The following is an 18,506-nucleotide window of genomic DNA, read 5'->3' as shown; positions in this document are numbered from 1 at the left end:
CAGGTTTTAGCCAACTAACTTCTTCGTCATGTCCAGCAAAGTACGCACATCTTCCGGACGCGTATTACCGCTCGCTTTATCAATAATTGAGCTGTAAATATGCGGAATGATCTTACTCACTCCCGCATCCAGCGCGATCTTCAGGATTTCTTCGTAGTTCTCAAGATCGATCCCACCAGTCGGCTCCAGCCAGAAATCGTGTTTTGCACAAGCCAGCGCTACCGCGCGGAACTCATCACGGTATTTCAGGCCATCCATCGGGAAATATTTGATTGAGCTGCCGCCCATATCTTTAAGCAACGCGATAGCGGTATCTACCGGCACAATCCCGTCAGAGGAGACTGAGCTTAGCGGACCGGTGGATATTTTCACCATCCCTACCATTCCCGTTGGAGAAACCAGGCCATTGACCACGCTTTCATTTTGCCCAAGCAACGCGCGGCTTGCACCCACCCCGGTAAACACCTGGTTTACATGCTGCGGCTGCACATGGCGGGAGATTTCACTCACCATTGCCGACTGGTTTGGGTCACCCGCGCCGAGGCCAACGGACAACGCATTGTCGATAAGCGCCGCATACTCGCGCATATCCGCCACGGCAGTTGCCACATCCGGGTAATTTTTAGAAAGCACGCCGACCAACACATGGCCTTCTGCGGCGTCATAAATCTCTTTCGCGTTCTCTTTCGAGCCCGCCAGCACGTTCAGGCATGCACGGTCGCGGTAAAAATTCGGGGTCAGTTTCATACCTGCTTCTCCTTGCTTACCAGTGCGTTAATGCAGTGATAAATGATCTCTAACTGCTGCGGGCTGACGCTACGCACATCGGCTTCGATAATCCCTTCGTTGGCTTTGTAGCCACGGAAGAAAATCGCATAATCGCCCTGTTTCAACGCGCTCACCAGCTCGCTGGTGCTGATGCCGATAACTGCTTCATCGAACTTAATCTCGGTACGTGCAATATCACGCCCTGCAGCATCCCACACTACACGTGCACTCACGCCATCAAGGGTGTTGAGGCTCTCGATAAACGGCGTCATTTTTTCGACCATCTGTGCGCCGCTTGCTTTGGCTGCCGTTAAATAGTGTTCGATGGCGCAGGTCAGGCCGAGAATGCCCTCTTTGCCGACTTTCATGGCACGGCCAATACCGCCGGTTTGGAGTTTTACCCATTCAACGTACTGCGTTTTGCCAATCACCAGACCGCTGGTTGGCCCTTCAATCGCTTTCGCGCCGCTGTAAATCACCAGATCCGCACCCGCACGGTAGTAGCACTGCAAATCTTCTTCTGCGGCAGCATCAACAATCAGCGGCAGGTTATGTTTGCGCGCCACGACCACGGCCTGCTCAACGCTAAGCATGCTTTTCTGTACCGAGTGGTGCGATTTGATATACAGAATCGCGGCGGTGCGCGGGGAAATTGCCGCTGCCAGTTGGTCGGCTGAACATTCGTTGGCGTAACCCGCTTCAACCACTTTGCCGCCACCGAGATTCACCATGGTGCCAACCGGTGCGCCGAAGTTCACGTTGTGGCCTTTCGGCAGCACGATCTCGTTGTTTTGAAGGGGTGCGGCGTGCAAGTTTTCAATCAGCCAGGCGTTGTCTTTTACCAGTACAGCCGCCACGGATTGCGCGATCCCCGCTGATGCACAAGAGACAACTGTCGCGCCTTCTACATCGAGCAATTTAGCAATGTATTCCCCGGTTTTGTTCACCAGGTCTTTCATTTCAAAGTAATGATTCATGCCAGTGGTCACAGCTTCGACCACTTCCGGGCGCGGGGTAGAAACACCGAGCGCCGTCATGCGGCCGGAGGCATTAATGACTTGTTTTAAATTGTATTTCTCATAAATCGAAGACATGTTCTTCCTTCCCTTGTTCGGTAACAAACCACTTCCCGGCGCGAACGGCGGCAAGTGCCACCAGCAGTTGTTCACCCTGGAGAGTCTGGCTTTCTGAGTCGGTAAAGACCGTCGGCTGGCGGCGTTGAGTAAAAATGGTCAGGTCGCCATCAAGGCCAACGGACAAGCGCCCTTTACTGCCCAGGCGTAAACCATCGGCGGCATGAGCGGTAACACAATCAATTACTTGTGGAAGTGACATACCAATGGAGAGGAATTTAGACATCACCACGCCAAGGCTATGCACCGGGCCGTTAATGCGGTTGCGGCAGTAAATATCGGAGCTAATGGTGTGTGGCAGAATCCCTTTGCTGATGGCGATTTTCGCCACTTCAAAGCTGAAACTGGCGGAGCCGTGTCCCACATCGAGACGTACGCCACGTTGTATAGCGTTGGAAATGGACGCTCGCAATTCACCGGCAGGCGTCAGAATGCGGTTCGGTTTGCCGTTGTAGCAGTGGGTAATGATGTCGCCAGTTGTCAGCAAATCGGCAATTTCGTCGAGGTCTGGCGGGTTATTACCAATGTGTACCATCAGCGGCAAATCACCGTTTTCGCGCTGGATTTCTTTCGCTCGCTCCAGTGGTTTAATGCCGTTGGCACCGACGACGCTGCTGCTCATGCGCGCTTTGATGCCGACGATAAAACCAGGATGGCGCTTTACCGCGTCACGCACGGCGACTTTGTCGATATTCGCCATATCCGACAGTTCGTTCTGCGCAATCAGCCCAACGCGGGAAATGTTCAGTAACGCGTAAACATCCGTCGTCGCTTTGCGAGTCAGCTCGTAAAACTCATCAATATCATCAGCACCAGTGCTCCCGGCATCAACAACCGTAGTGACGCCAGTATTTATACCGATGCTGTCAGGGTCGTCGTGATAAATCGGGGATTTTTGGTAGCAGTGGACGTGAGAATCAATCCAGCCTGCACTGACATAATATTCGCCATTGAGCTGGCGCACTTCTTTCGCCTCACCCGTAATTTCGCCAAGTGCGGCAATTTTTCCGTCCTTCAACGCGATGTCGATAACGGTGTCATCCACCAGACACGCGTTGCGCAGGATTAAGTCGAACATGGTTTTCTCCTTCAGAAAGATCCCGTAGCCGATTATTAGGGGAAGTTCAGGGAATTGGTTCCCGGAGGGATGCCAAGCCCTGAAATCGCCCCGGGTATCTCCAGCCCCCGCTTCGGCCTACAAAGCAATCGGGAAGAATGCCCCAAACAGCATTGCGCCAAGAATCGCACCGCCGGTAATCGGCTTGTTCCACAGATAAAACAGCAGAGAACCAATCAAGGATCCGATACCAATCGGAATAGAAGCGGTCATTGCGCTGAGGATAATCAACGGGCCAAGGAAGCGGCCGGATGCGTTACCCGCGCCCATCATGACGTCTGCCCCGTAGGTTGAGTTGCTCTGGTTGACGGTGAATTTACGCGCCAGAATAATCACATAACCAATCGCCAGGCCAATCACCAGCCCCGTCACCAGCGATGCCGCAAAGTTTGCGACCGGGAAGATAATGCCCGCGCCAAGTAACAGCGCCGGAACGCCAAGACCTACGCCGGTTTGAATCGCCCCGCCGATATCCAGAATCCCGACCAACGAACCTTCAATGATGCGGGCAAACAGGAAGCTGGCACCAAACGCGGCGACTGCGCCATACACACCGGTATCAATCCCGGCACGCAGCATGGAAACAAACGCCACTTCGTTGAATGCGCCAATGCCGTAGAGGTAATACATGTGTGTCCCGGCGAACACGCCGGAAGAAAGCAGGCCAACGAAAATCGGGAATGACCAGTCGGCGTACCAAAAACCTTTATTCGTTTCCATCACAGGCTCCCTTATTTTCCGCTCATCGAGTTATGGATCAGACTGAGCCAGTCCGGCACGGTCAGATGGAAGGATTCGATCATCTTCATATCGAAGCCACGGAAGAAGCCACTCAGCACAAACAGCGCGATAATCGCCACCATCATCACTTTGGTGACGTGGTTCCAGCCGCTCTCTTCCACGCCTTTACCAATCAGGATGCCCAGCACCAAGCCTGGTACGGCGTTGCCCATAATCAGTTGCGCACAGCCACCGAAAATAGTCGCCCAGAAGCCTGATTTTTTACCGGCATCAATCGCTGCCAGCCAGAAAATCACTGGCATGATGATGGTCACCAGCAAGTTCGCCGCAGGGACCAGCACTTTGACTGCGGTGACCTGTAATGCTGCGGGAACAGCAGACGCGGTAGTGTTAAGGAAGGCCACTACAATCATGCCGATGATGCCGCACGCGACAGCCATCTTGCGCGGATCGTGCAGGGTCTCAGCCACGTTGCGATTTTTCATCATCAGCGCAGCTGCACCCCAGTGTGGGATAATGCGGTGGTCAACGTCCTGAGTGAAAGCACCCGCCGCAACGGACGATGCCCAGGCGTTGAAGAAGAAGCCTAAACCAAATGAGAAGTGTGAAGCCGGGTCGCCTTCGCAGGAGTTCAGCTCGCCGAGGGTACGAAAAGCGCCCATACCTTGCGTGGTCGGCGCATGAAACATACGTGCAGCCCCGGCGCCCACTCCAACGCCAACCAGACCGCCGATGATTAGCGATTTTATTAATATAATTAAGAACATCTGTCTGTCCTTTCTGTGTGATTTTATTGGGGGATGAAGTCTACTTTGTCCATATTGATGGCCGTCACATTGACTGAAACATCCAACTCCACGCTGAACATCTGTTTTTCACGTTTCAGAAAGAAGAACAAAAAGGCCTCTTTCTTGACCTGTACTCGCGCCTGAACAACCTGCACATCCTGTGGCTCAATACGCAGTAAAATGTGGGGAGATGACTTCATAACCGAGCCCTGAACATGATTCAGGGCATCAGCAAAGGCCTTGGCTTTAGTGTCGCCACGACCTTTCACTCTCACCGTTTCGGAGAAGTGTTCTTTCATACTTAGTTACCGTACTTCTTAGCCCAGGCCAGAACTAAGCGCTCGCCCAGCTCTTCTTTATCCATAAAGCCGAAGCCCAGCACGTTGTTGCCTTCGTTGATGGCGGTGACGCCCTCTTCAACTGAACGCATGCCGTATTTGGCTTTGTAACCATGTTTGGTTTGCGCGGTAATGGCACCTGCGCCGCCGCTGCCACAAAAAGAGATGCCGAATGTGGCGTTCTCGGCTTTCATCACGTCGCCAAGTTTCATATCAGCGGCAACACCAGGAATAACCACGGCACGGCCGCCTGCTTTCTCAATCCCTGCTGCCACTTTCTGGCCTTTACCCAGGCGGTCGCCGATCACTACGGTAATTTGTTCCATTTGAATCTCCTGATTATTCAAAGATTGTCTTTCGCGACTTCGAAATGCACTGACAGCAACCACGCCTCTTCAACCGGCAAATTGCCAAACTGTTCCACGACTGCTTTTGCCATTTCCAGAGAGTCATCAGAAATTTCCTCGAATAGGCTTTCTTCAACTTCTGGCAACGGTTCGCCGGTCAGTGACCGGTGCGCCATGGCGCGAACGTGAGATGTCAGCATCTGTTCCTGAACTGCGTTTGGCGTGATGTTTCGGCCTTCCAGCAGCGTTCTGATAAACGCCAACACTTGCTCCGTAAGTTGTGTGGCGTCGGTACTTCCGGCGTCATTAACCTTTACCGCTCCGTTATTCACACTGCATACCTCGTTTACTGATATGGCTCTAAGGTATCGGCGAGGGTTAAAGGTTTGTAGCGAGTTGTTTTCCACTTTGAAGTGGAAATCCCGGAGGCAAGAGTGATATGCGCCACAAAAAGCGGCCGATTCATGATAATTCGCTGGCTTAATGTGATTACAGTCACGCATTAACGAGGGCGAATCTATTGGTGACAGTGATAGTTTTTGAGCGAAATTGTGATGCGAGGGACGTTTTGCAAGAAATATTGGAAAGACTTATGAGTGTGGGATTGGGAGTTGGTTTGGATAGTTTAGGACTGAGATATCCGGGGCGACCTCCGGGGTTGGCGTCCCTCCGGGAACCAAATCCCGGTGTTTCCTCTAATTCATTGACTTTAGTGAATAGCGTTATCTAGGGAATTGTAGGAGAAGGATTTATAGTTCTTTCGATGGATTTGGTAGTACGGGCATAATCAGGGAGTGACAGTCGCTTAAGTTCTTTGAGTTCAACGGGTCGATGCAACGCTATCCTTAAACAAGGGGCGTTGCCATGAAACGCAGAACGCGTATTTACTACACGCTACGTGGCAATGCTAACGTCAAACTGATTCTGCTCTGAGGATTCCGACATGACCACCTTTCATCAACTTACTGCCACCAGTCTGCGTGGCCAGCTCATCTCTATGGCTGACTACGCTGGCAAGCTGGTTCTGGTGGTTAATACCGCCAGCCATTGTGGCTTCACGCCACAATACGCAGGCCTTGAAGCGCTCTACAAGAAGTACGCCGCCCAGGGTCTGGTGGTGCTTGGTTTCCCCTGCAACCAGTTCGGTAAGCAGGAACCCGGCGGTGCCGACGAAATCGCGCAGACCTGTCATATCAACTACGGCGTGAGCTTCCCGATGTTCGAGAAAGTGGAGGTCAACGGCGCAGCAACGCACCCGTTGTTTCGTTACCTGAAGGATGAATTACCCGGTGTGCTGGGTGGGCGAATAAAGTGGAATTTCACTAAGTTTCTGATCGGACGCGACGGCAAACCGCTCAAGCGTTTTGCTCCTATCTCCACCCCGGAGAAAATGGAAGCCGCAATCCTTGCTGCACTTGAAATCAAAGTGTCACTGTAATTCGAACCATTCACTTTTAAATATCTTCCCACTGGCATAAAGCCGAAATTATTGCCTCGCTGAATAAGAAAGGCTTTTCGCTGGCTACTCTCTCAAGAAATTGACGAAAATACTGAAAAACGAGGTGTCATATGAGCTTTTTTGACGACCTGAAAGCGTCCCTTGAAGAAGCGGTCGATATTAAAAATGGCGTTCAATCTCCCGCCCATGTCACCCGTTATGAGATCGCTGATGTTAAGGCAATCAGGGAACAGCTGAATGTGTCGCAGAGTGAGATGGCCAAGGCACTTGGTACTAGCGTTGATACAATCAAAAGCTGGGAGTCCGGAAGGCGTAACCCAACCGGGCTTGCTGCAAAAGTGCTGGCAACTATCCAGGCTAACCCTGCATTCTTCCAGGAATTAGCTGCGCATTAGTGATTGGCGGGGAAAATCCCCGCCAACTTTAATCTATTTAACCAGACCCATGCTCTGTGGCAGTGCCATGGTGATAGCCGGTAAATAGGTTACCATCATCAGAACAATCGCAATCACCGCAAAGAATGGCAGCAACGGTTTAATCACGCGCTCAATCTTAATATCCCCCACCTTACAGCCGGTAAATAATATTGGCCCTACCGGCGGCGTAATTGTGCCAAGCGATAAGTTGAACACCATCATGATACCGAAATGTACCGGGTCCATTCCAAACTGCATGCAGATTGGCAGGAAAATTGGGGTGAAGATTAATACCGCAGGTGTTGGGTCCATAAAGGTGCCCACCAGCAGTAATACCAGGTTCATAATCAGCAGAATAACGATGAAGCTATCTGTTGCAGAAAGTAAACCGGAGGCAATCAGCGCAGGGATTTTGGTAAACGCCATGACCCACGACATAATCGACGATGCCGCCAGCATGAAAATAACAATCGCCGTCATTTTCGCGGTCGCGAGGAATATCTTCGGCAAATCATCCATTTTGATATTGCGGTAAATAACGCCGAGCACCAGCGAATAAACCACCGCAATTGCCGAGGCTTCTGTTGCGGTAAATACGCCCCCCAGAATGCCGCCGATAACCACAACAATCATCATCAGGCTTGGAATTGCATCAAACAGAATGCGTAACGTTTTGCCTTTATCCGCAGAACGGTCGGCTACATAACCCCGGCGTTTTGCAATAACCCCGGCGACAATCATCACCCCCAGGCCCCACAGAATGCCAGGCACATAACCCGCCATAAACAGAGCGGAAATAGACACGCTGCCTGCAACCGTTGCATAAACAATCAAAGAGTTACTAGGTGGGATCAGCATACCCGTTGGTGCAGAAGCGATATTCACAGCGGCACTAAACGCCGGGTCATACTGCTCTTTTTTCTGAATTGGCGACATGATGCCACCGACCGCTGCCGCAGATGCCACGCCTGAACCACTGATGGAGCCAAACAGCATGTTGGCGACGACGTTGGTTTGCGCCAGAGGCCCCGGCAGGAAATTACTGATCAATTTTGCACAGTTAATTAAACGAATGGCTATCCCGCCATTGTTCATTAAATTCCCGGCCAGAATAAAGAAGGGAATGGCTAATAAGGCAAAGGAGTCGAGGCCGACAAAGACGCGCTGGGCAGAGGTTAATATCGCGCCATCGAACGGTAAAATAAGACACATCGCGGCGAAGGATGAGATCCCAATACTAATACTAATTGGCGTTCCCGCTAGCAGCAGAATAAATACGCCGCTAAACATCACCAGAGCAACAATAATTGCAATATCCATATCGACACCCAATCAATCTTGTTTCGAAGAGAACTTTCTGAACAACCCATATTGGTTATACAGACAATAGAACAGCGTCAATGCACCGCTCAGCGGAATCGCAATGTAGATAATGCCGATAGGGATTTGTAATGCGGAGTCGAGCTGCGCCATCTGGCGGCTCATACCGATATAACCACCGATAGTCAGCACCAGTAATGCAAATACTGAAGTGGCTAACTCGCCAACAATTTCCAGAGAAAGGCGCAATTTACGCGGCATTTTATCGCGCATAAACGTAATAGCCATGTGCTCGCGCAGGCCAAAAACATATGCCCCGCCAATCAGCACCAGCCAGATAAACAAATAACGCGCCAGCACTTCACTGACCGCACTCGGGCTATTAAACAAATAGCGCGACGCAACCTGCCAGGTCACCAACAAAGTCATTAAACCAACAATCAGAATACACAGATAAGACGCAGCTTTATCCACGGCCTGTTTTACTCGTGTGACAAGCGAATAAAAATCAGATTTGGATACAGCGGTAGAGGGGGCGGATTGAGCAACTTTCATTTTTATCTCCACGGGGGACCCGAAGATCCCCCAAACTTCAAACCTTATTACTCGGCCATCTCACGAATTTTTTCGTACAGCGCTTTTTGTTCCGGGGTGGTCAACATGGCTGATTGCAGCGGTTTGCAACGTTCCTGGAATGGTTTGATGTCCACTTCGGTAAAGACTGCGCCGTTGTCTTTCGCGGTTTGGCGTGCGCCATCAAGGGCTTTGTCCCACAGCTCAAACTGAGTCTGGGTACTCTCTTTAGCCAGTTTGCGGAACAGCTCGCGGTCGCTTTCATCCATCTTGGCGATGAAGTTTTCATTAGCGACTAGCAAATCAGCCACCATGACATGACGCGTTGCTGAGAAATACGGAGCAACTTCGTACTGCTTCAGGTCGGCATAAGTGATCTCGTTGTTTTCAGCACCATCCAGCACGCCTTGCTGAATCGCTGAATAGACTTCACCTTGCCCCATCGGCACACCGGTTCCGCCCATGCAAGACAACATTTTGATCATGGTGTCAGACTGCATTACACGGATCTTTTTACCCTGCATATCGGCCGGGCTGGTGACTGCGGCGCCTTTGGTGTAAATACTTCGCGCGCCTGCTGTGTACGCGGTAATAACTTCAAAACCGGTGCCTTTGGTGGAAGCAAACAGGTTATCGAGCACGCCAGAGGTAAACACTTTGCGCTGATGTTCCGGGTTGTCGTAAACGTACGGCATCGCCAGAACAGAGAAGTTTTTATTGAAGTTTTCGACCAGTGGGTTGGCGACGACCGCCATCTGAATCGCGCCAGACTGAACCAGTTCCAGCGAAGCACGCTGGTCACCTAACAGTTCGTTAGGGTGAATTTCAAGTTTGTAGCGGCCATTAGTCGCCGCTTCCAGTTTATCGCTGAAAGAGACTAATGCTTTGTATTGTGGGTTGTTTTCAGACTGGTTAAACGCTGTTTTCAGGACTACAGGGCCTGTTGGCGCTGCGTCATCTCCACATCCGCTCAGTAAAATTGTCGCCGCAACGGCGGTAGCAACCAGCGAAATTTTTGGCAAAACATGTTTGAAATGCTGCATCCTTCAGACTCCCTTATCCATGATTTCGGTTCGGTATTATTCCGTTTGGAAATCATTTACACACCAAACCCACGAAGAATGAAACGTTATTTTATTTAAAAAGAACTTTTGATTCATTTTGCTGATGAGATCTCAAAATTGCAGAATTTTACGCTCAAAAATCGTACGATTAATGAACTATTTTCGGAAGGATAAATGGCGGCTGCCAGAAACAAGGCGAGCACAGACAAGATCTGAGTCAGTGAAGCAGCAACGGTTTTAGGGTACTTTATGGCAATCTCGCTGGGTGAAACATTCGGAAACTTAATGAAAATAGATGCAGAAATCACCTTCCGTAAACTCGAGATTTTTATGGCGTTTATGGAAAAGGGGAATATCGCCCGTACCGCTGAAACACTCGGTATTAGTGGTGTAAGCGTCCATCGCGCGTTGCATACGCTTGAAGAAGGCGTGCGCTGCCCGCTGTTTATCCATAAAGGCCGCAACCTTGTGCCACTGCCGTCGGCTTACACTCTGCTAGAACACAGCCAGGAAGCGGTGGCATTGATGGCACGGGGTATTGCAGAAACGCGCCAGGCAGCGGGGGTTGGGCAAGGACGATTGCGCATCGGTACGCTCTATTCGTTGACGCTCGAAACCGTTCCGCGCCTGATTATGGGGATGAAACTGCGTCGCCCTGAGCTGGAGATGGACCTGACCATGGGCTCCAACCAAATGCTACTCAACATGCTCGAAGACGGCGTACTCGACGCAATTCTGATTTCTATTTCGGAAAGCGAAATAGACCGTAACCGCCTTGAAGTACTCCCACTTTTTCATGACGATATTTTCCTCGCGGCGACCTCTTCTTTCCCGCTCGATACCAGCAAGCTGGCAGATTTACGTGATTATCGTGATGAGAAGTTTGTTTCGCTCGCAGAAGGTTTTGCCACCTACAACGGTTTCCAGGAAGCGTTTCACATTGCCGGTTTTGAGCCAGAAATTGTTACGCGAGTGAACGATATTTTCTCGATGATAAGCCTGGTGCAGGCGGGTGTGGGGCTGGCGTTAATGCCGGGACGTATGAAGAAAGTGTATGAAAATTCGGTGCAGTTGCTCAAACTTGCCGAGCCGTATCAAATGCAGCAGTCCATCGCGATTGTCTTTGCCCGAAACCGCGAACTCGATCCAAACTTGCTGGCGCTCGCCGCCGAAGGGCGCATGTACGCCCGTTCGTTTATAGATACGCCTAACGCGCCGCTTTAACGCGCTCGGCAAGACGTTGAATCAAGGCTACATTGCTTTGCTCACGGCACAACATATCCCCTTCGCGGAATGCCTGGCGGGTCAAACCTGTCAGCACACTTCCCGGCGGCATTTCGATTGCCAGACGAACATCGCGTTCGTTAGCGGCGATCATCGCATCGCGCCAGCGCACGGTGCGCGACATATTTAGCGCCAGATCATCTGCGATCTGTTCCGGTTGCCATAGCACGCGCGCGGTGCTGCCGCTAAGGTAAGTACAACGGGCGCGCGAAAGTGTCACATCGGCAAAAGCCTGTTGCAGTTTGAGTGCCGGCTCACGCAGTAATTCGCAGTGCGACGGTACGCTAACCGCCAGCTGTTTCGCTTTTTGCGCACCCGATGCCAGCGCTTTATGCGCCACGGCAGCCATTTCGTCATCGCGCCCGGCAATCACGATTTGCTGCTCGGCGTTAATATTAGCGATAAACGTTCCGCTACCTTCCACCAGCCGCTCGACCTGGCTCAATTGCAGGCCGGTGATTGCAGTCAGGCCATAACCTTGCGGGTACGCCTGCTCCATTAAATCACCACGCAATGCCACTAAACGCAGCGCATCTTCAAAACCTAACGCCCCTGCGACAACCGCCGCCGGAAAAGCACCAATGGATAGCCCGCAGACCATATCTGGCGGCACGCCGTTATTCTCAAGTTCTTGTGCCCACGCAACGCCTGCAATCAGCAAGCAGAGTTGGACTGCACGGGTATGCTTCAGGGATTCAGGGGTATCAAGCGAGTCGGTTTCATCGCCTAAAACTGTGCGAACTCGCGCTAAAATGTCGCCATCTTGCGGTAATGCCTGCAACATGCCAGCACGTTGTGTTCCCTGCCCGGGAAAGGTGAAGAGAATTTTCATGCTTATCCCTTTTGCATCCATGGGTCACTAACTAACTGCGGCCCGCTGCTTGCTTTCAACAACACACGTCCGTCACGCAGCCATTCTGCCAGCGCAAACGCACCCTGCGGCGTTTCGATTTGCGTATCGGCGCGGCACAATAATTGGCCGATAACCTGCTGCCATTCGAGCAGCAATTTGTGCTCGACAGGCTCAGGGCAACGAATGATTAAATCGAGATCGCTATCCGCATGCAGCACCGGAACTTCCGTTGCCAGCGCATAACCAACACTGCCGGTAATGCCCCAAACCCAAGGCCACTCTCGCAGTGCCAATTGAATAGCCCCCTGAACAGGCGGCATTGAAACAAACGGGGATTTGACTAAGAGTTCGCGTGCAGCCAGTGATTCTGGGGAAACGACGCGTTTAATCTTTGCGGCATTCACCCAACCGGCTGCACGCTGGTCGCGGCGCATTCCACGAACACCTACCGGAATGCGCCCTTCATGATTCACATCACGCCGCACCACCACTGGCAGAGCTGGCCGCCACTGGCTTGCAACCCACTCTTCACTCACGCCTTCAAGCGCGTTGCTTTCGCTAAGCCAGAGCAAGTCGTGTGGGCGTGGTGTGTTCATGTTTTACATTCCTGAAGTCAGAGAGATAAACAGCGGTAAAGACAGGATAGAGAGCACGGAGCTAAGCAGCAATACTGCCTCTGCATCCGGGGACTGCACACCGAAACGGTTGCCGAACACCACGCCGAAGAAACCCGCAGACAGTGCAATCATCAGGATCGCGGTGATAGCAATCGGGCCGCTCAGACCCAACGCCATCACGATACCCCAGGCGATGAATGGCTGAATCAGCAGTTTGGTGATAGTCGCGGTGCAAACCACGGTGTTGATTTTCAGCTTACGGGCAGAAAGGATCACACCGGTCAGGAACAGTGCCGCAGCCGTTGCTGACATGCCTAATGGTTTGATAGACGACAGCAGCAAGTCAGGCATACGAATGCCGATTGCTGACAGAATCACACCCAGCAGCGGGCCCCAGACGATTGGCTTTTTCAGTGAACGCCACATCAGAACAGGCAGCATCGCCAGTGTTGAACCAGCAGCTTCGCCAGCAGCACGCGCTTTTTCACGCTCCAGAATCATCAGGCAGAACGGTGTCATCAGTACGGAACCGCAGGCGATAGAGACCGCAACAGACAGCGACGTTGATGGGCCTTCACCCAGCACGCTACCCAGAATTGGCAGGCCAAGTGCAGCATAGTTTGGCAGTGCTACGGTCAGCGTCAGTACCGCCGCATCTTGTGGCGATTTTTTGAATACTTTGGTCGCCATGAAATAGATGGCAGCGTAGGTGATCCACATCGCCAGAACCAGCACCACACTCATTGGTGACTGTTTAACGATACCTTCCCAAGGGGTCTGAACCGTTGCGCTAAACAGCGCAGCAGGCAGGGCGAAATCCATGACAAAGATATTGAGCAGGGAAACATTTTTGTTATCGACCATCTTTGCTTTGCCGGCGAAAAAGCCGAGCAGCATGATGACAAAAATAGGAGCAAGAGCATGAACGATCACGTAAGTCATAACTTCACCTGTAGTTAAAAAAGAATTCAAGCACGTTCGCGATAGTTATTATTTTTCAGACGGTTATTTTTTAGTTGGGCACATCAAGTGTGCCCATTATTGACTGTCTGGCAGGTCTGTCTGTAATACATTGGTGATTTACCAGGCCGCGCGCATACGCTCACGAACCAGTGCCGAACTGTGGCGATTTTTCGCATTCAGTCGGTTTTTCAGCGTGTTATCCGTGCGAGCTTCGCGGACTGCGGTAGCCAGCGCTTCATTCACTTTGCCCATATCGCCTGCTTCTGGCGCTTCAGGGTTCGCGATATCAAGTAACGCGGATAACAACCCGAGGGTTTCGTAGTTGCTGATGTCGTACGCCATCGGAGGGATGGTCGCCGCCAGTTTTTCCAGCGCCTCAACGGTACGCAAGGTGATGCGTGCCGCAGACTCTTTGCCCATTGCGTGGATCATCACGCCGGAATCGTTGAACGCAATCAGGCGGTTAGCCTGGTAGCCGTGTGCCAGGAATGCACCGGACATCGCTTTGCCAACAATCAGGCCAACAACCGGGTGACCTGCCAGACGTGCATTGGCGTAGGCCGCTGCGGCCCCCGCTAATGCCTGGTGGATACCAAACGCTTCTTCGCGACGGCCATAAGCCTGGCTCGGTACGTCGATAACCGCCACAATGGCGCGTTTCTCTGACTTTTCAGCATCTTCAGCGATGGTTTCGCTTACGACTTTCGCCAGCGTCCAGCCTTCGAGCAGACCGACTTCACCGCCTTTCGCGCGCGGGTAGTGGTTGCTTTCATCTGGCACGACTGCGATAAAACGTGCAGCCTGGCCATCAACAGCGCCATCAACCACTTGCACAGACGGGCAAAGGCCAGCCATACGCGGTGCGTTTGAAGTCAATTTGTCCAACCAAATGGCGGCGCGATTCAGTTTCTGGCTCATGCGCGTTTCTCCCCAAAAAGCTGCTTAATCTGTTCGGAATCAGCCTGTTTAGTGGTGTCGAAATTGTTCAGGCGATCGAGATACCAGTCATAGTTATCGGTACGATGCTTAGCCGGAACACCTTTGGCGAGAGCTTCGTTCACCGCTTGTTTAACCGCGTTAACGCCATCACCTACCAGCGCTTCCACCAGACCGCTCTCAAAGCGAACTTCACCACCGGTCATGCTCCAGATAAACGGACGGTTACGTGAATCGTATTCGTCGATACCCGCTTCTTGTTCGATAACCTGTGGGCCGTTCAGGCCAAGGCGCGCTTCACGCGTCACAATCAGGTAGCTGCAAAGTGCGGCAGCGATAGACATCCCGCCGAAGCAACCTACGGTTCCTGCCACCACGCCGATAACTGGCGTATAACGGCGCAGGTCTACAATGGCTGCGTGAATATCGGCAATCGCTGCGAGGCCAAGGTTTGCTTCCTGTAAGCGCACACCACCGGTTTCGAGGCACAAAACGGCCTGAGTCGGAATGCCGTTACGGTTATCTTCCGCTGCCAGTTCAAGGGCCGCGGCCATTTTCGCACCGGATACTTCGCCCATGCTGCCGCCCTGGAAAGCGCCTTCGATAGCAATCACTACCGCCGGGCCGCCATTAATGGTGCCTTTGGCAACAACCATGCCGTCGTCTGACTGCACAACGATGCCCTGAGCTTCTAACCACGGGGACACAATGCCTTCGAACGGATCGAGCAATTCGCGGAAACTGCCGTCATCAAGCAGCAAACGCGCACGTTCACGCGCTTTGAGTTCGATAAAGCTGCTGTCGTTACGCATGAGTCACCTCTTCAAAAACTTGTTCTATGCGGATACGAGCCACACCTGGCGTCGCGCCAAAGTCGTGGATCTGCATCTGACCGGCAGGCAGGCTGGACAATGCGCCAAGGCGTTCGAACAGCGCCTGCCAGCGTTGCTCGCTGTTATCAATAGACGTGGTGATGTCGATAGTCAGCGTCTCGCTTTGAGCCGCAGTAAACAGGACTTCCATATCACCGGAGCCAACTACACCCGCCAGCGCTTTGCCGCTAACGGTACGAGTTGCCGGAAATGACAATGTAATGTGTTCCATAACACCCTCTTAAAAGTGTGAATGTTGCGGTAATGGGGTAAGCGTCGCGTCGTCGCAGGCGATACGGTCAATCAGCAGCGTGGCGGCCAGCAAATCTGCGGCTCCACCTGGTGAGGCATTGAGTGCCAGCATCTGCTCATCAAGCCAGGCAAGTGCTGCACGGCCTTCAACCTGAGCTGTGCCACCTGCTACCAGCACGCTACGCGCACCGCTTTGCATGGTTTCCAGCCCTTCAAGCCCGGCACGTGAAAGCACGCAGGTATCGCTAAGAGTCGTCATGATGGCCATCAGCGCATCAAGGCGAGCCTGCTGTTCCGTGGCACCCTGCAAACGGCTGCGGCGCAGTTGCGGCAACGCCAGTTGCATGATGTGCGGGAAGCCAAGTTGCGCTTCTTCGCGAGCACCGGGAACGCTATAACGCCGTGTCGCGAGCAACCCCTTACTGAAAACTTTTGGTGCTGAACTGTCTGGTAGACTGGCGAGTTTTGCGGCAGTTGCCGCAATCTCTTCACTGCGGCCTTCAAGACCGTGCATCGCAGCAGCGCTGACCAACAAACCGAGTGCCCAGATGGCGCCCCGGTGAGTATTCACTCCGCCTGTAGCTGCCATCATCTGCGCCTCACCTTCACGACCTAAACGGCCGACGAGTTGGCGCAGAGCGATGTCTGCCGGGCGCTGCCAGCTTTGCAATGCCAGAGCATGAAACGTCGGGGAAAGGCTGTGCGCAGAGCGCTCCATCAATTCCAGCGTCAGGTCATGATGTGCACCACTTCCCCGACTGTCCACAAGACCAGGTTTCGGGCTTAAGCGTGCTTCTGTGATCAAGCTTTGGGTGGCAACCCTTGCAAGCCATGCAGCGCTGCCTTCACTCCCAATCTGTGGCTGTAGTTTCATTACCAGCTCCGGAATTTCGCAGGTGGGTTATATAGACCGTCAGACCATTCCACTAAGTCCGCCACGCTGCCGGCAGCCAACAGAGAACGGGTTGCGTCGGTGCGACGAATGCCCATGTCTTCCGGGAAGACCACTTTGCCGCTTTGGCGCAATGCAGCAACGCGTTTAGCATCCACGCCCAGACCGATATCAGTGATACCTGCAACGGATGCCACCATAGCGCGGCGCTCTTCCATGCTTTCAGCACGATACAGATACGCGATACCTTCTTCGGTCAGCACGTGAGTCACGTCGTCGCCGTAAATCATCACCGGAGCCAGCGGCATACCGGAGGATTTAGCCACTTCAACTGCGTCGAGTTTTTCCACGAACGTTGGTTTAACACCAGCCTGGAAGGTTTCGACCATCTGAACAACGAGCTTACGGCCGCGCTGCATCAGATCTGGTTGGGCCTGCATCGCAAGCCATGCAGCCGTTGCATGGCGACGACCGTGTGGGTCATGGCCCATGTTTGGCGCACCGCCGAAACCGGAAAGACGACCGCGCGTCACGGTTGAGGAGTTGGCATAGCCATCAACCTGCAATGTGGAGCCGATGAACATGTCCACTGCGTATTGGCCTGCTAACTGGCAGAACGCACGGTTGGAGCGCATCGAGCCATCAGCACCGGTAAAGAACACATCCGGGCGAGCGCGCACGTACTCTTCCATACCCAGCTCGCCACCGAAGCAGTGCACGGTTTCAACCCAGCCACTTTCGATAGCAGGGATAAGCGTTGGGTGCGGGTTCAGCGTCCAGTGTTTACAGATTTTGCCTTTCAGACCGAGCTGTTCGCCGTAGGTTGGCAGCAGCAGTTCGATGGCGGCGGTGTTAAAGCCGATACCGTGGTTGAGCGATTGCACCTGGTGTTCAGCGTAGATGCCTTTAATCGCCATCATCGCCATCAGGATGTGTTCTTGCTTGATAAGACGCGGGTCGCGGGTAAACAGCGGTTCGATAAAGAACGGCTTGTCAGCCACCACCACGTAATCAATCCACGAGCCTGGAATATCGACACGCGGTAAATCACATTCGTCATCAACCAGTTCGTTAACCTGAGCGATAACAATACCGTCGTGGAATGCCGCCGCTTCAACCAGTGCTGGCGTGTCTTCGGTGCTGGCGCCGGTATACAAGTTACCTTTGCGGTCAGCTTTAAAACCGGCAATCAGTGCCACGTTTGGCGCGAGATCCACATACAAACGGGAATAGAGTTCGATGTAGGTATGAATGGCACCAATCTCTAACTGACCGTCTTCAAGCAGCTGCGAAATACGCAGGCTCTGGGTACCAGAGAAGGAGAAATCTAGCTTGCGGGCGATACCTTTTTCAAAAATATCAAGGTGTTCGCTACGCCCGACGCTCGGCATAATCATATGCAGGTCGTGAACTTTGGATGGGCTAACTTCAGCCAACATGCGGGAAAGGAAATCCGCCTGTTTTTGGTTATTGCCTTCAAGCACCACGCGATCGCCGGGAGCGATCAGTTTTTCCAGCATATCGACAAGATCTTCGGTTGGAAGCACCTTGCCCTGCACGTTGATGGAAGCCATACGACGCAGTTTCTCAGTGCGGCGTGTGTTCCACTGGCGTGCTGGCTTTTGGAAAGCCGTCATTTTAACCTCCTGATTCAGCCAATCATTCTGATTTGCTTTAGCTTGGTTAAATTGTGCGCCTCACTGGTTAGACCATCAATTAAGCTCGGGGAACAATCATTAGCCTTAGAGTAATAATGAACTTTTGGTTTTGTGA

The 18,506-nt window shown here is 52.5% G+C and carries 23 protein-coding genes; 4 read left to right on the top strand and 19 right to left on the bottom strand.

What is annotated here, in order from left to right; all coding sequences use genetic code 11:
* Nucleotides 1-6: 6 nt before the first annotated feature.
* The 8 genes from dagF to M977_RS13410 all read right to left on the bottom strand — a co-directional run bounded on the left by dagF (nucleotide 7) and on the right by M977_RS13410 (nucleotide 5,564).
* Entirely contained in the window at nucleotides 7-747 is a 741-nt protein-coding gene (gene dagF / locus M977_RS13445) for a 2-dehydro-3-deoxy-phosphogluconate aldolase (RefSeq protein ID WP_064515868.1), read from the bottom strand.
* Nucleotides 744-1,862 (bottom strand): DgaE family pyridoxal phosphate-dependent ammonia lyase, encoded by a 1,119-nt coding sequence (locus M977_RS13440; protein ID WP_064515867.1) that lies wholly within the window; start codon nucleotides 1,860-1,862, stop codon nucleotides 744-746. The genes dagF and M977_RS13440 overlap by 4 nt, the downstream gene beginning before the upstream one ends.
* Nucleotides 1,846-2,979 (bottom strand): amidohydrolase/deacetylase family metallohydrolase, encoded by a 1,134-nt coding sequence (locus M977_RS13435; protein ID WP_064515865.1) that lies wholly within the window; start codon nucleotides 2,977-2,979, stop codon nucleotides 1,846-1,848. The genes M977_RS13440 and M977_RS13435 overlap by 17 nt, the downstream gene beginning before the upstream one ends.
* Nucleotides 2,980-3,096: 117 nt before the next feature.
* The gene (locus tag M977_RS13430) at nucleotides 3,097-3,738 is read right to left on the bottom strand and encodes a DUF4310 family protein (protein WP_064515863.1); all 642 of its coding nucleotides are present in this window, start codon (nucleotides 3,736-3,738) and stop codon (nucleotides 3,097-3,099) included.
* Nucleotides 3,739-3,749: 11 nt separating this feature from the next.
* On the bottom strand, nucleotides 3,750-4,526 hold the full coding sequence (locus tag M977_RS13425; RefSeq protein WP_064515860.1) for a DUF4311 domain-containing protein: 777 nt from the start codon (nucleotides 4,524-4,526) through the stop codon (nucleotides 3,750-3,752).
* A gap of 23 nt (nucleotides 4,527-4,549) precedes the next feature.
* Nucleotides 4,550-4,846 (bottom strand): DUF4312 family protein, encoded by a 297-nt coding sequence (locus M977_RS13420; protein WP_064515858.1) that lies wholly within the window; start codon nucleotides 4,844-4,846, stop codon nucleotides 4,550-4,552.
* A 2-nt stretch (nucleotides 4,847-4,848) separates the two neighbouring features.
* Nucleotides 4,849-5,211: an SFCGS family glycine-rich protein gene (locus M977_RS13415; protein WP_064515856.1), complete on the bottom strand. Its 363-nt coding sequence runs from the start codon at nucleotides 5,209-5,211 to the stop codon at nucleotides 4,849-4,851.
* 17 nt (nucleotides 5,212-5,228) lie between these two features.
* The gene (locus M977_RS13410; protein ID WP_064515854.1) at nucleotides 5,229-5,564 is read right to left on the bottom strand and encodes a glycine dehydrogenase; all 336 of its coding nucleotides are present in this window, start codon (nucleotides 5,562-5,564) and stop codon (nucleotides 5,229-5,231) included.
* 611 nt (nucleotides 5,565-6,175) lie between these two features.
* Here M977_RS13410 and M977_RS13405 point away from each other — a divergent pair.
* Genes M977_RS13405 through nadS form a run of 3 tightly spaced genes read left to right on the top strand, consistent with a single transcriptional unit; the run spans nucleotide 6,176 to nucleotide 7,086 of the window.
* Nucleotides 6,176-6,670 (top strand): glutathione peroxidase, encoded by a 495-nt coding sequence (locus M977_RS13405; protein ID WP_064515852.1) that lies wholly within the window; start codon nucleotides 6,176-6,178, stop codon nucleotides 6,668-6,670.
* 20 nt (nucleotides 6,671-6,690) lie between these two features.
* A complete protein-coding gene (locus M977_RS26130) occupies nucleotides 6,691-6,774 on the top strand; it encodes a helix-turn-helix domain-containing protein (RefSeq protein ID WP_074392031.1) in 84 nt (27 codons plus the stop codon).
* A 27-nt stretch (nucleotides 6,775-6,801) separates the two neighbouring features.
* On the top strand, nucleotides 6,802-7,086 hold the full coding sequence (gene nadS / locus M977_RS13400) for a NadS family protein (RefSeq protein ID WP_064515850.1): 285 nt from the start codon (nucleotides 6,802-6,804) through the stop codon (nucleotides 7,084-7,086).
* Between the two features lie 33 nt (nucleotides 7,087-7,119).
* Here nadS and M977_RS13395 read toward each other — a convergent pair whose 3' ends face one another.
* Genes M977_RS13395 through M977_RS13385 form a run of 3 tightly spaced genes read right to left on the bottom strand, consistent with a single transcriptional unit; the run spans nucleotide 7,120 to nucleotide 10,043 of the window.
* Complete coding sequence (locus M977_RS13395; protein WP_064515848.1) at nucleotides 7,120-8,427, bottom strand: TRAP transporter large permease; 1,308 nt, start codon at nucleotides 8,425-8,427, stop codon at nucleotides 7,120-7,122.
* Nucleotides 8,428-8,439: 12 nt separating this feature from the next.
* Nucleotides 8,440-8,982 (bottom strand): TRAP transporter small permease, encoded by a 543-nt coding sequence (locus M977_RS13390; protein ID WP_064515845.1) that lies wholly within the window; start codon nucleotides 8,980-8,982, stop codon nucleotides 8,440-8,442.
* A gap of 47 nt (nucleotides 8,983-9,029) precedes the next feature.
* Nucleotides 9,030-10,043 (bottom strand): TRAP transporter substrate-binding protein, encoded by a 1,014-nt coding sequence (locus tag M977_RS13385; RefSeq protein WP_064515842.1) that lies wholly within the window; start codon nucleotides 10,041-10,043, stop codon nucleotides 9,030-9,032.
* Between the two features lie 306 nt (nucleotides 10,044-10,349).
* Here M977_RS13385 and M977_RS13380 point away from each other — a divergent pair, with 306 nt between their 5' ends.
* On the top strand, nucleotides 10,350-11,288 hold the full coding sequence (locus tag M977_RS13380) for a LysR family transcriptional regulator (protein WP_064516006.1): 939 nt from the start codon (nucleotides 10,350-10,352) through the stop codon (nucleotides 11,286-11,288).
* Here M977_RS13380 and mdcH read toward each other — a convergent pair.
* From mdcH to mdcA, 8 genes are all read right to left on the bottom strand, one after another.
* On the bottom strand, nucleotides 11,272-12,180 hold the full coding sequence (mdcH, locus tag M977_RS13375; protein WP_064515840.1) for a malonate decarboxylase subunit epsilon: 909 nt from the start codon (nucleotides 12,178-12,180) through the stop codon (nucleotides 11,272-11,274). The two genes, M977_RS13380 and mdcH, sit on opposite strands and share 17 nt — an antisense overlap.
* A gap of 2 nt (nucleotides 12,181-12,182) precedes the next feature.
* The gene (locus M977_RS13370; protein ID WP_064515837.1) at nucleotides 12,183-12,797 is read right to left on the bottom strand and encodes a malonate decarboxylase holo-ACP synthase; all 615 of its coding nucleotides are present in this window, start codon (nucleotides 12,795-12,797) and stop codon (nucleotides 12,183-12,185) included.
* A gap of 3 nt (nucleotides 12,798-12,800) precedes the next feature.
* On the bottom strand, nucleotides 12,801-13,760 hold the full coding sequence (locus M977_RS13365; RefSeq protein WP_064515834.1) for an AEC family transporter: 960 nt from the start codon (nucleotides 13,758-13,760) through the stop codon (nucleotides 12,801-12,803).
* Nucleotides 13,761-13,898: 138 nt separating this feature from the next.
* Entirely contained in the window at nucleotides 13,899-14,699 is an 801-nt protein-coding gene (gene mdcE / locus M977_RS13360) for a biotin-independent malonate decarboxylase subunit gamma (RefSeq protein WP_064515831.1), read from the bottom strand.
* Entirely contained in the window at nucleotides 14,696-15,529 is an 834-nt protein-coding gene (locus M977_RS13355; protein ID WP_064515827.1) for a biotin-independent malonate decarboxylase subunit beta, read from the bottom strand. Before M977_RS13355 ends, mdcE begins: the two co-directional genes overlap by 4 nt.
* Nucleotides 15,522-15,821 carry a malonate decarboxylase acyl carrier protein gene (gene mdcC, locus M977_RS13350; RefSeq protein ID WP_064515824.1) on the bottom strand — a complete coding sequence of 100 codons (300 nt, stop codon included), beginning with the start codon at nucleotides 15,819-15,821 and terminating at the stop codon, nucleotides 15,522-15,524. The genes M977_RS13355 and mdcC overlap by 8 nt, the downstream gene beginning before the upstream one ends.
* 9 nt (nucleotides 15,822-15,830) lie before the next feature.
* Nucleotides 15,831-16,715 carry a triphosphoribosyl-dephospho-CoA synthase gene (locus tag M977_RS13345; RefSeq protein WP_064515821.1) on the bottom strand — a complete coding sequence of 295 codons (885 nt, stop codon included), beginning with the start codon at nucleotides 16,713-16,715 and terminating at the stop codon, nucleotides 15,831-15,833.
* Entirely contained in the window at nucleotides 16,715-18,370 is a 1,656-nt protein-coding gene (gene mdcA / locus M977_RS13340) for a malonate decarboxylase subunit alpha (protein WP_064515818.1), read from the bottom strand. The genes M977_RS13345 and mdcA overlap by 1 nt, the downstream gene beginning before the upstream one ends.
* Nucleotides 18,371-18,506 lie beyond the last annotated feature (136 nt).

Source organism: Buttiauxella gaviniae ATCC 51604 (assembly GCF_001654835.1).
GTDB classification, from domain to species: Bacteria; Pseudomonadota; Gammaproteobacteria; order Enterobacterales; family Enterobacteriaceae; genus Buttiauxella; species Buttiauxella gaviniae.
This window is presented reverse-complemented; position numbering and strand designations above follow the sequence as displayed.

Bases quoted from the DNA above. Each gene is read 5' to 3' on its own strand.
- M977_RS13430 (WP_064515863.1), bottom strand. From the start codon at position 3,738: ATGGAAACGAATAAAGGTTTTTGGTACGCCGACTGGTCATTCCCGATT.
- mdcC (WP_064515824.1), bottom strand. From the start codon at position 15,821: ATGGAACACATTACATTGTCATTTCCGGCAACTCGTACCGTTAGCGGC.
- M977_RS13440 (WP_064515867.1), bottom strand. From the start codon at position 1,862: ATGTCTTCGATTTATGAGAAATACAATTTAAAACAAGTCATTAATGCC.
- M977_RS13365 (WP_064515834.1), bottom strand. From the start codon at position 13,760: ATGACTTACGTGATCGTTCATGCTCTTGCTCCTATTTTTGTCATCATG.
- M977_RS13425 (WP_064515860.1), bottom strand. From the start codon at position 4,526: ATGTTCTTAATTATATTAATAAAATCGCTAATCATCGGCGGTCTGGTT.
- M977_RS13370 (WP_064515837.1), bottom strand. From the start codon at position 12,797: ATGAACACACCACGCCCACACGACTTGCTCTGGCTTAGCGAAAGCAAC.
- mdcE (WP_064515831.1), bottom strand. From the start codon at position 14,699: ATGAGCCAGAAACTGAATCGCGCCGCCATTTGGTTGGACAAATTGACT.
- mdcH (WP_064515840.1), bottom strand. From the start codon at position 12,180: ATGAAAATTCTCTTCACCTTTCCCGGGCAGGGAACACAACGTGCTGGC.
- M977_RS13385 (WP_064515842.1), bottom strand. From the start codon at position 10,043: ATGCAGCATTTCAAACATGTTTTGCCAAAAATTTCGCTGGTTGCTACC.
- nadS (WP_064515850.1), top strand. From the start codon at position 6,802: ATGAGCTTTTTTGACGACCTGAAAGCGTCCCTTGAAGAAGCGGTCGAT.
- mdcA (WP_064515818.1), bottom strand. From the start codon at position 18,370: ATGACGGCTTTCCAAAAGCCAGCACGCCAGTGGAACACACGCCGCACT.
- M977_RS13345 (WP_064515821.1), bottom strand. From the start codon at position 16,715: ATGAAACTACAGCCACAGATTGGGAGTGAAGGCAGCGCTGCATGGCTT.
- M977_RS13380 (WP_064516006.1), top strand. From the start codon at position 10,350: ATGAAAATAGATGCAGAAATCACCTTCCGTAAACTCGAGATTTTTATG.
- M977_RS13390 (WP_064515845.1), bottom strand. From the start codon at position 8,982: ATGAAAGTTGCTCAATCCGCCCCCTCTACCGCTGTATCCAAATCTGAT.
- M977_RS13355 (WP_064515827.1), bottom strand. From the start codon at position 15,529: ATGCGTAACGACAGCAGCTTTATCGAACTCAAAGCGCGTGAACGTGCG.
- M977_RS13405 (WP_064515852.1), top strand. From the start codon at position 6,176: ATGACCACCTTTCATCAACTTACTGCCACCAGTCTGCGTGGCCAGCTC.
- M977_RS13415 (WP_064515856.1), bottom strand. From the start codon at position 5,211: ATGGAACAAATTACCGTAGTGATCGGCGACCGCCTGGGTAAAGGCCAG.
- dagF (WP_064515868.1), bottom strand. From the start codon at position 747: ATGAAACTGACCCCGAATTTTTACCGCGACCGTGCATGCCTGAACGTG.
- M977_RS13420 (WP_064515858.1), bottom strand. From the start codon at position 4,846: ATGAAAGAACACTTCTCCGAAACGGTGAGAGTGAAAGGTCGTGGCGAC.
- M977_RS13435 (WP_064515865.1), bottom strand. From the start codon at position 2,979: ATGTTCGACTTAATCCTGCGCAACGCGTGTCTGGTGGATGACACCGTT.
- M977_RS13395 (WP_064515848.1), bottom strand. From the start codon at position 8,427: ATGGATATTGCAATTATTGTTGCTCTGGTGATGTTTAGCGGCGTATTT.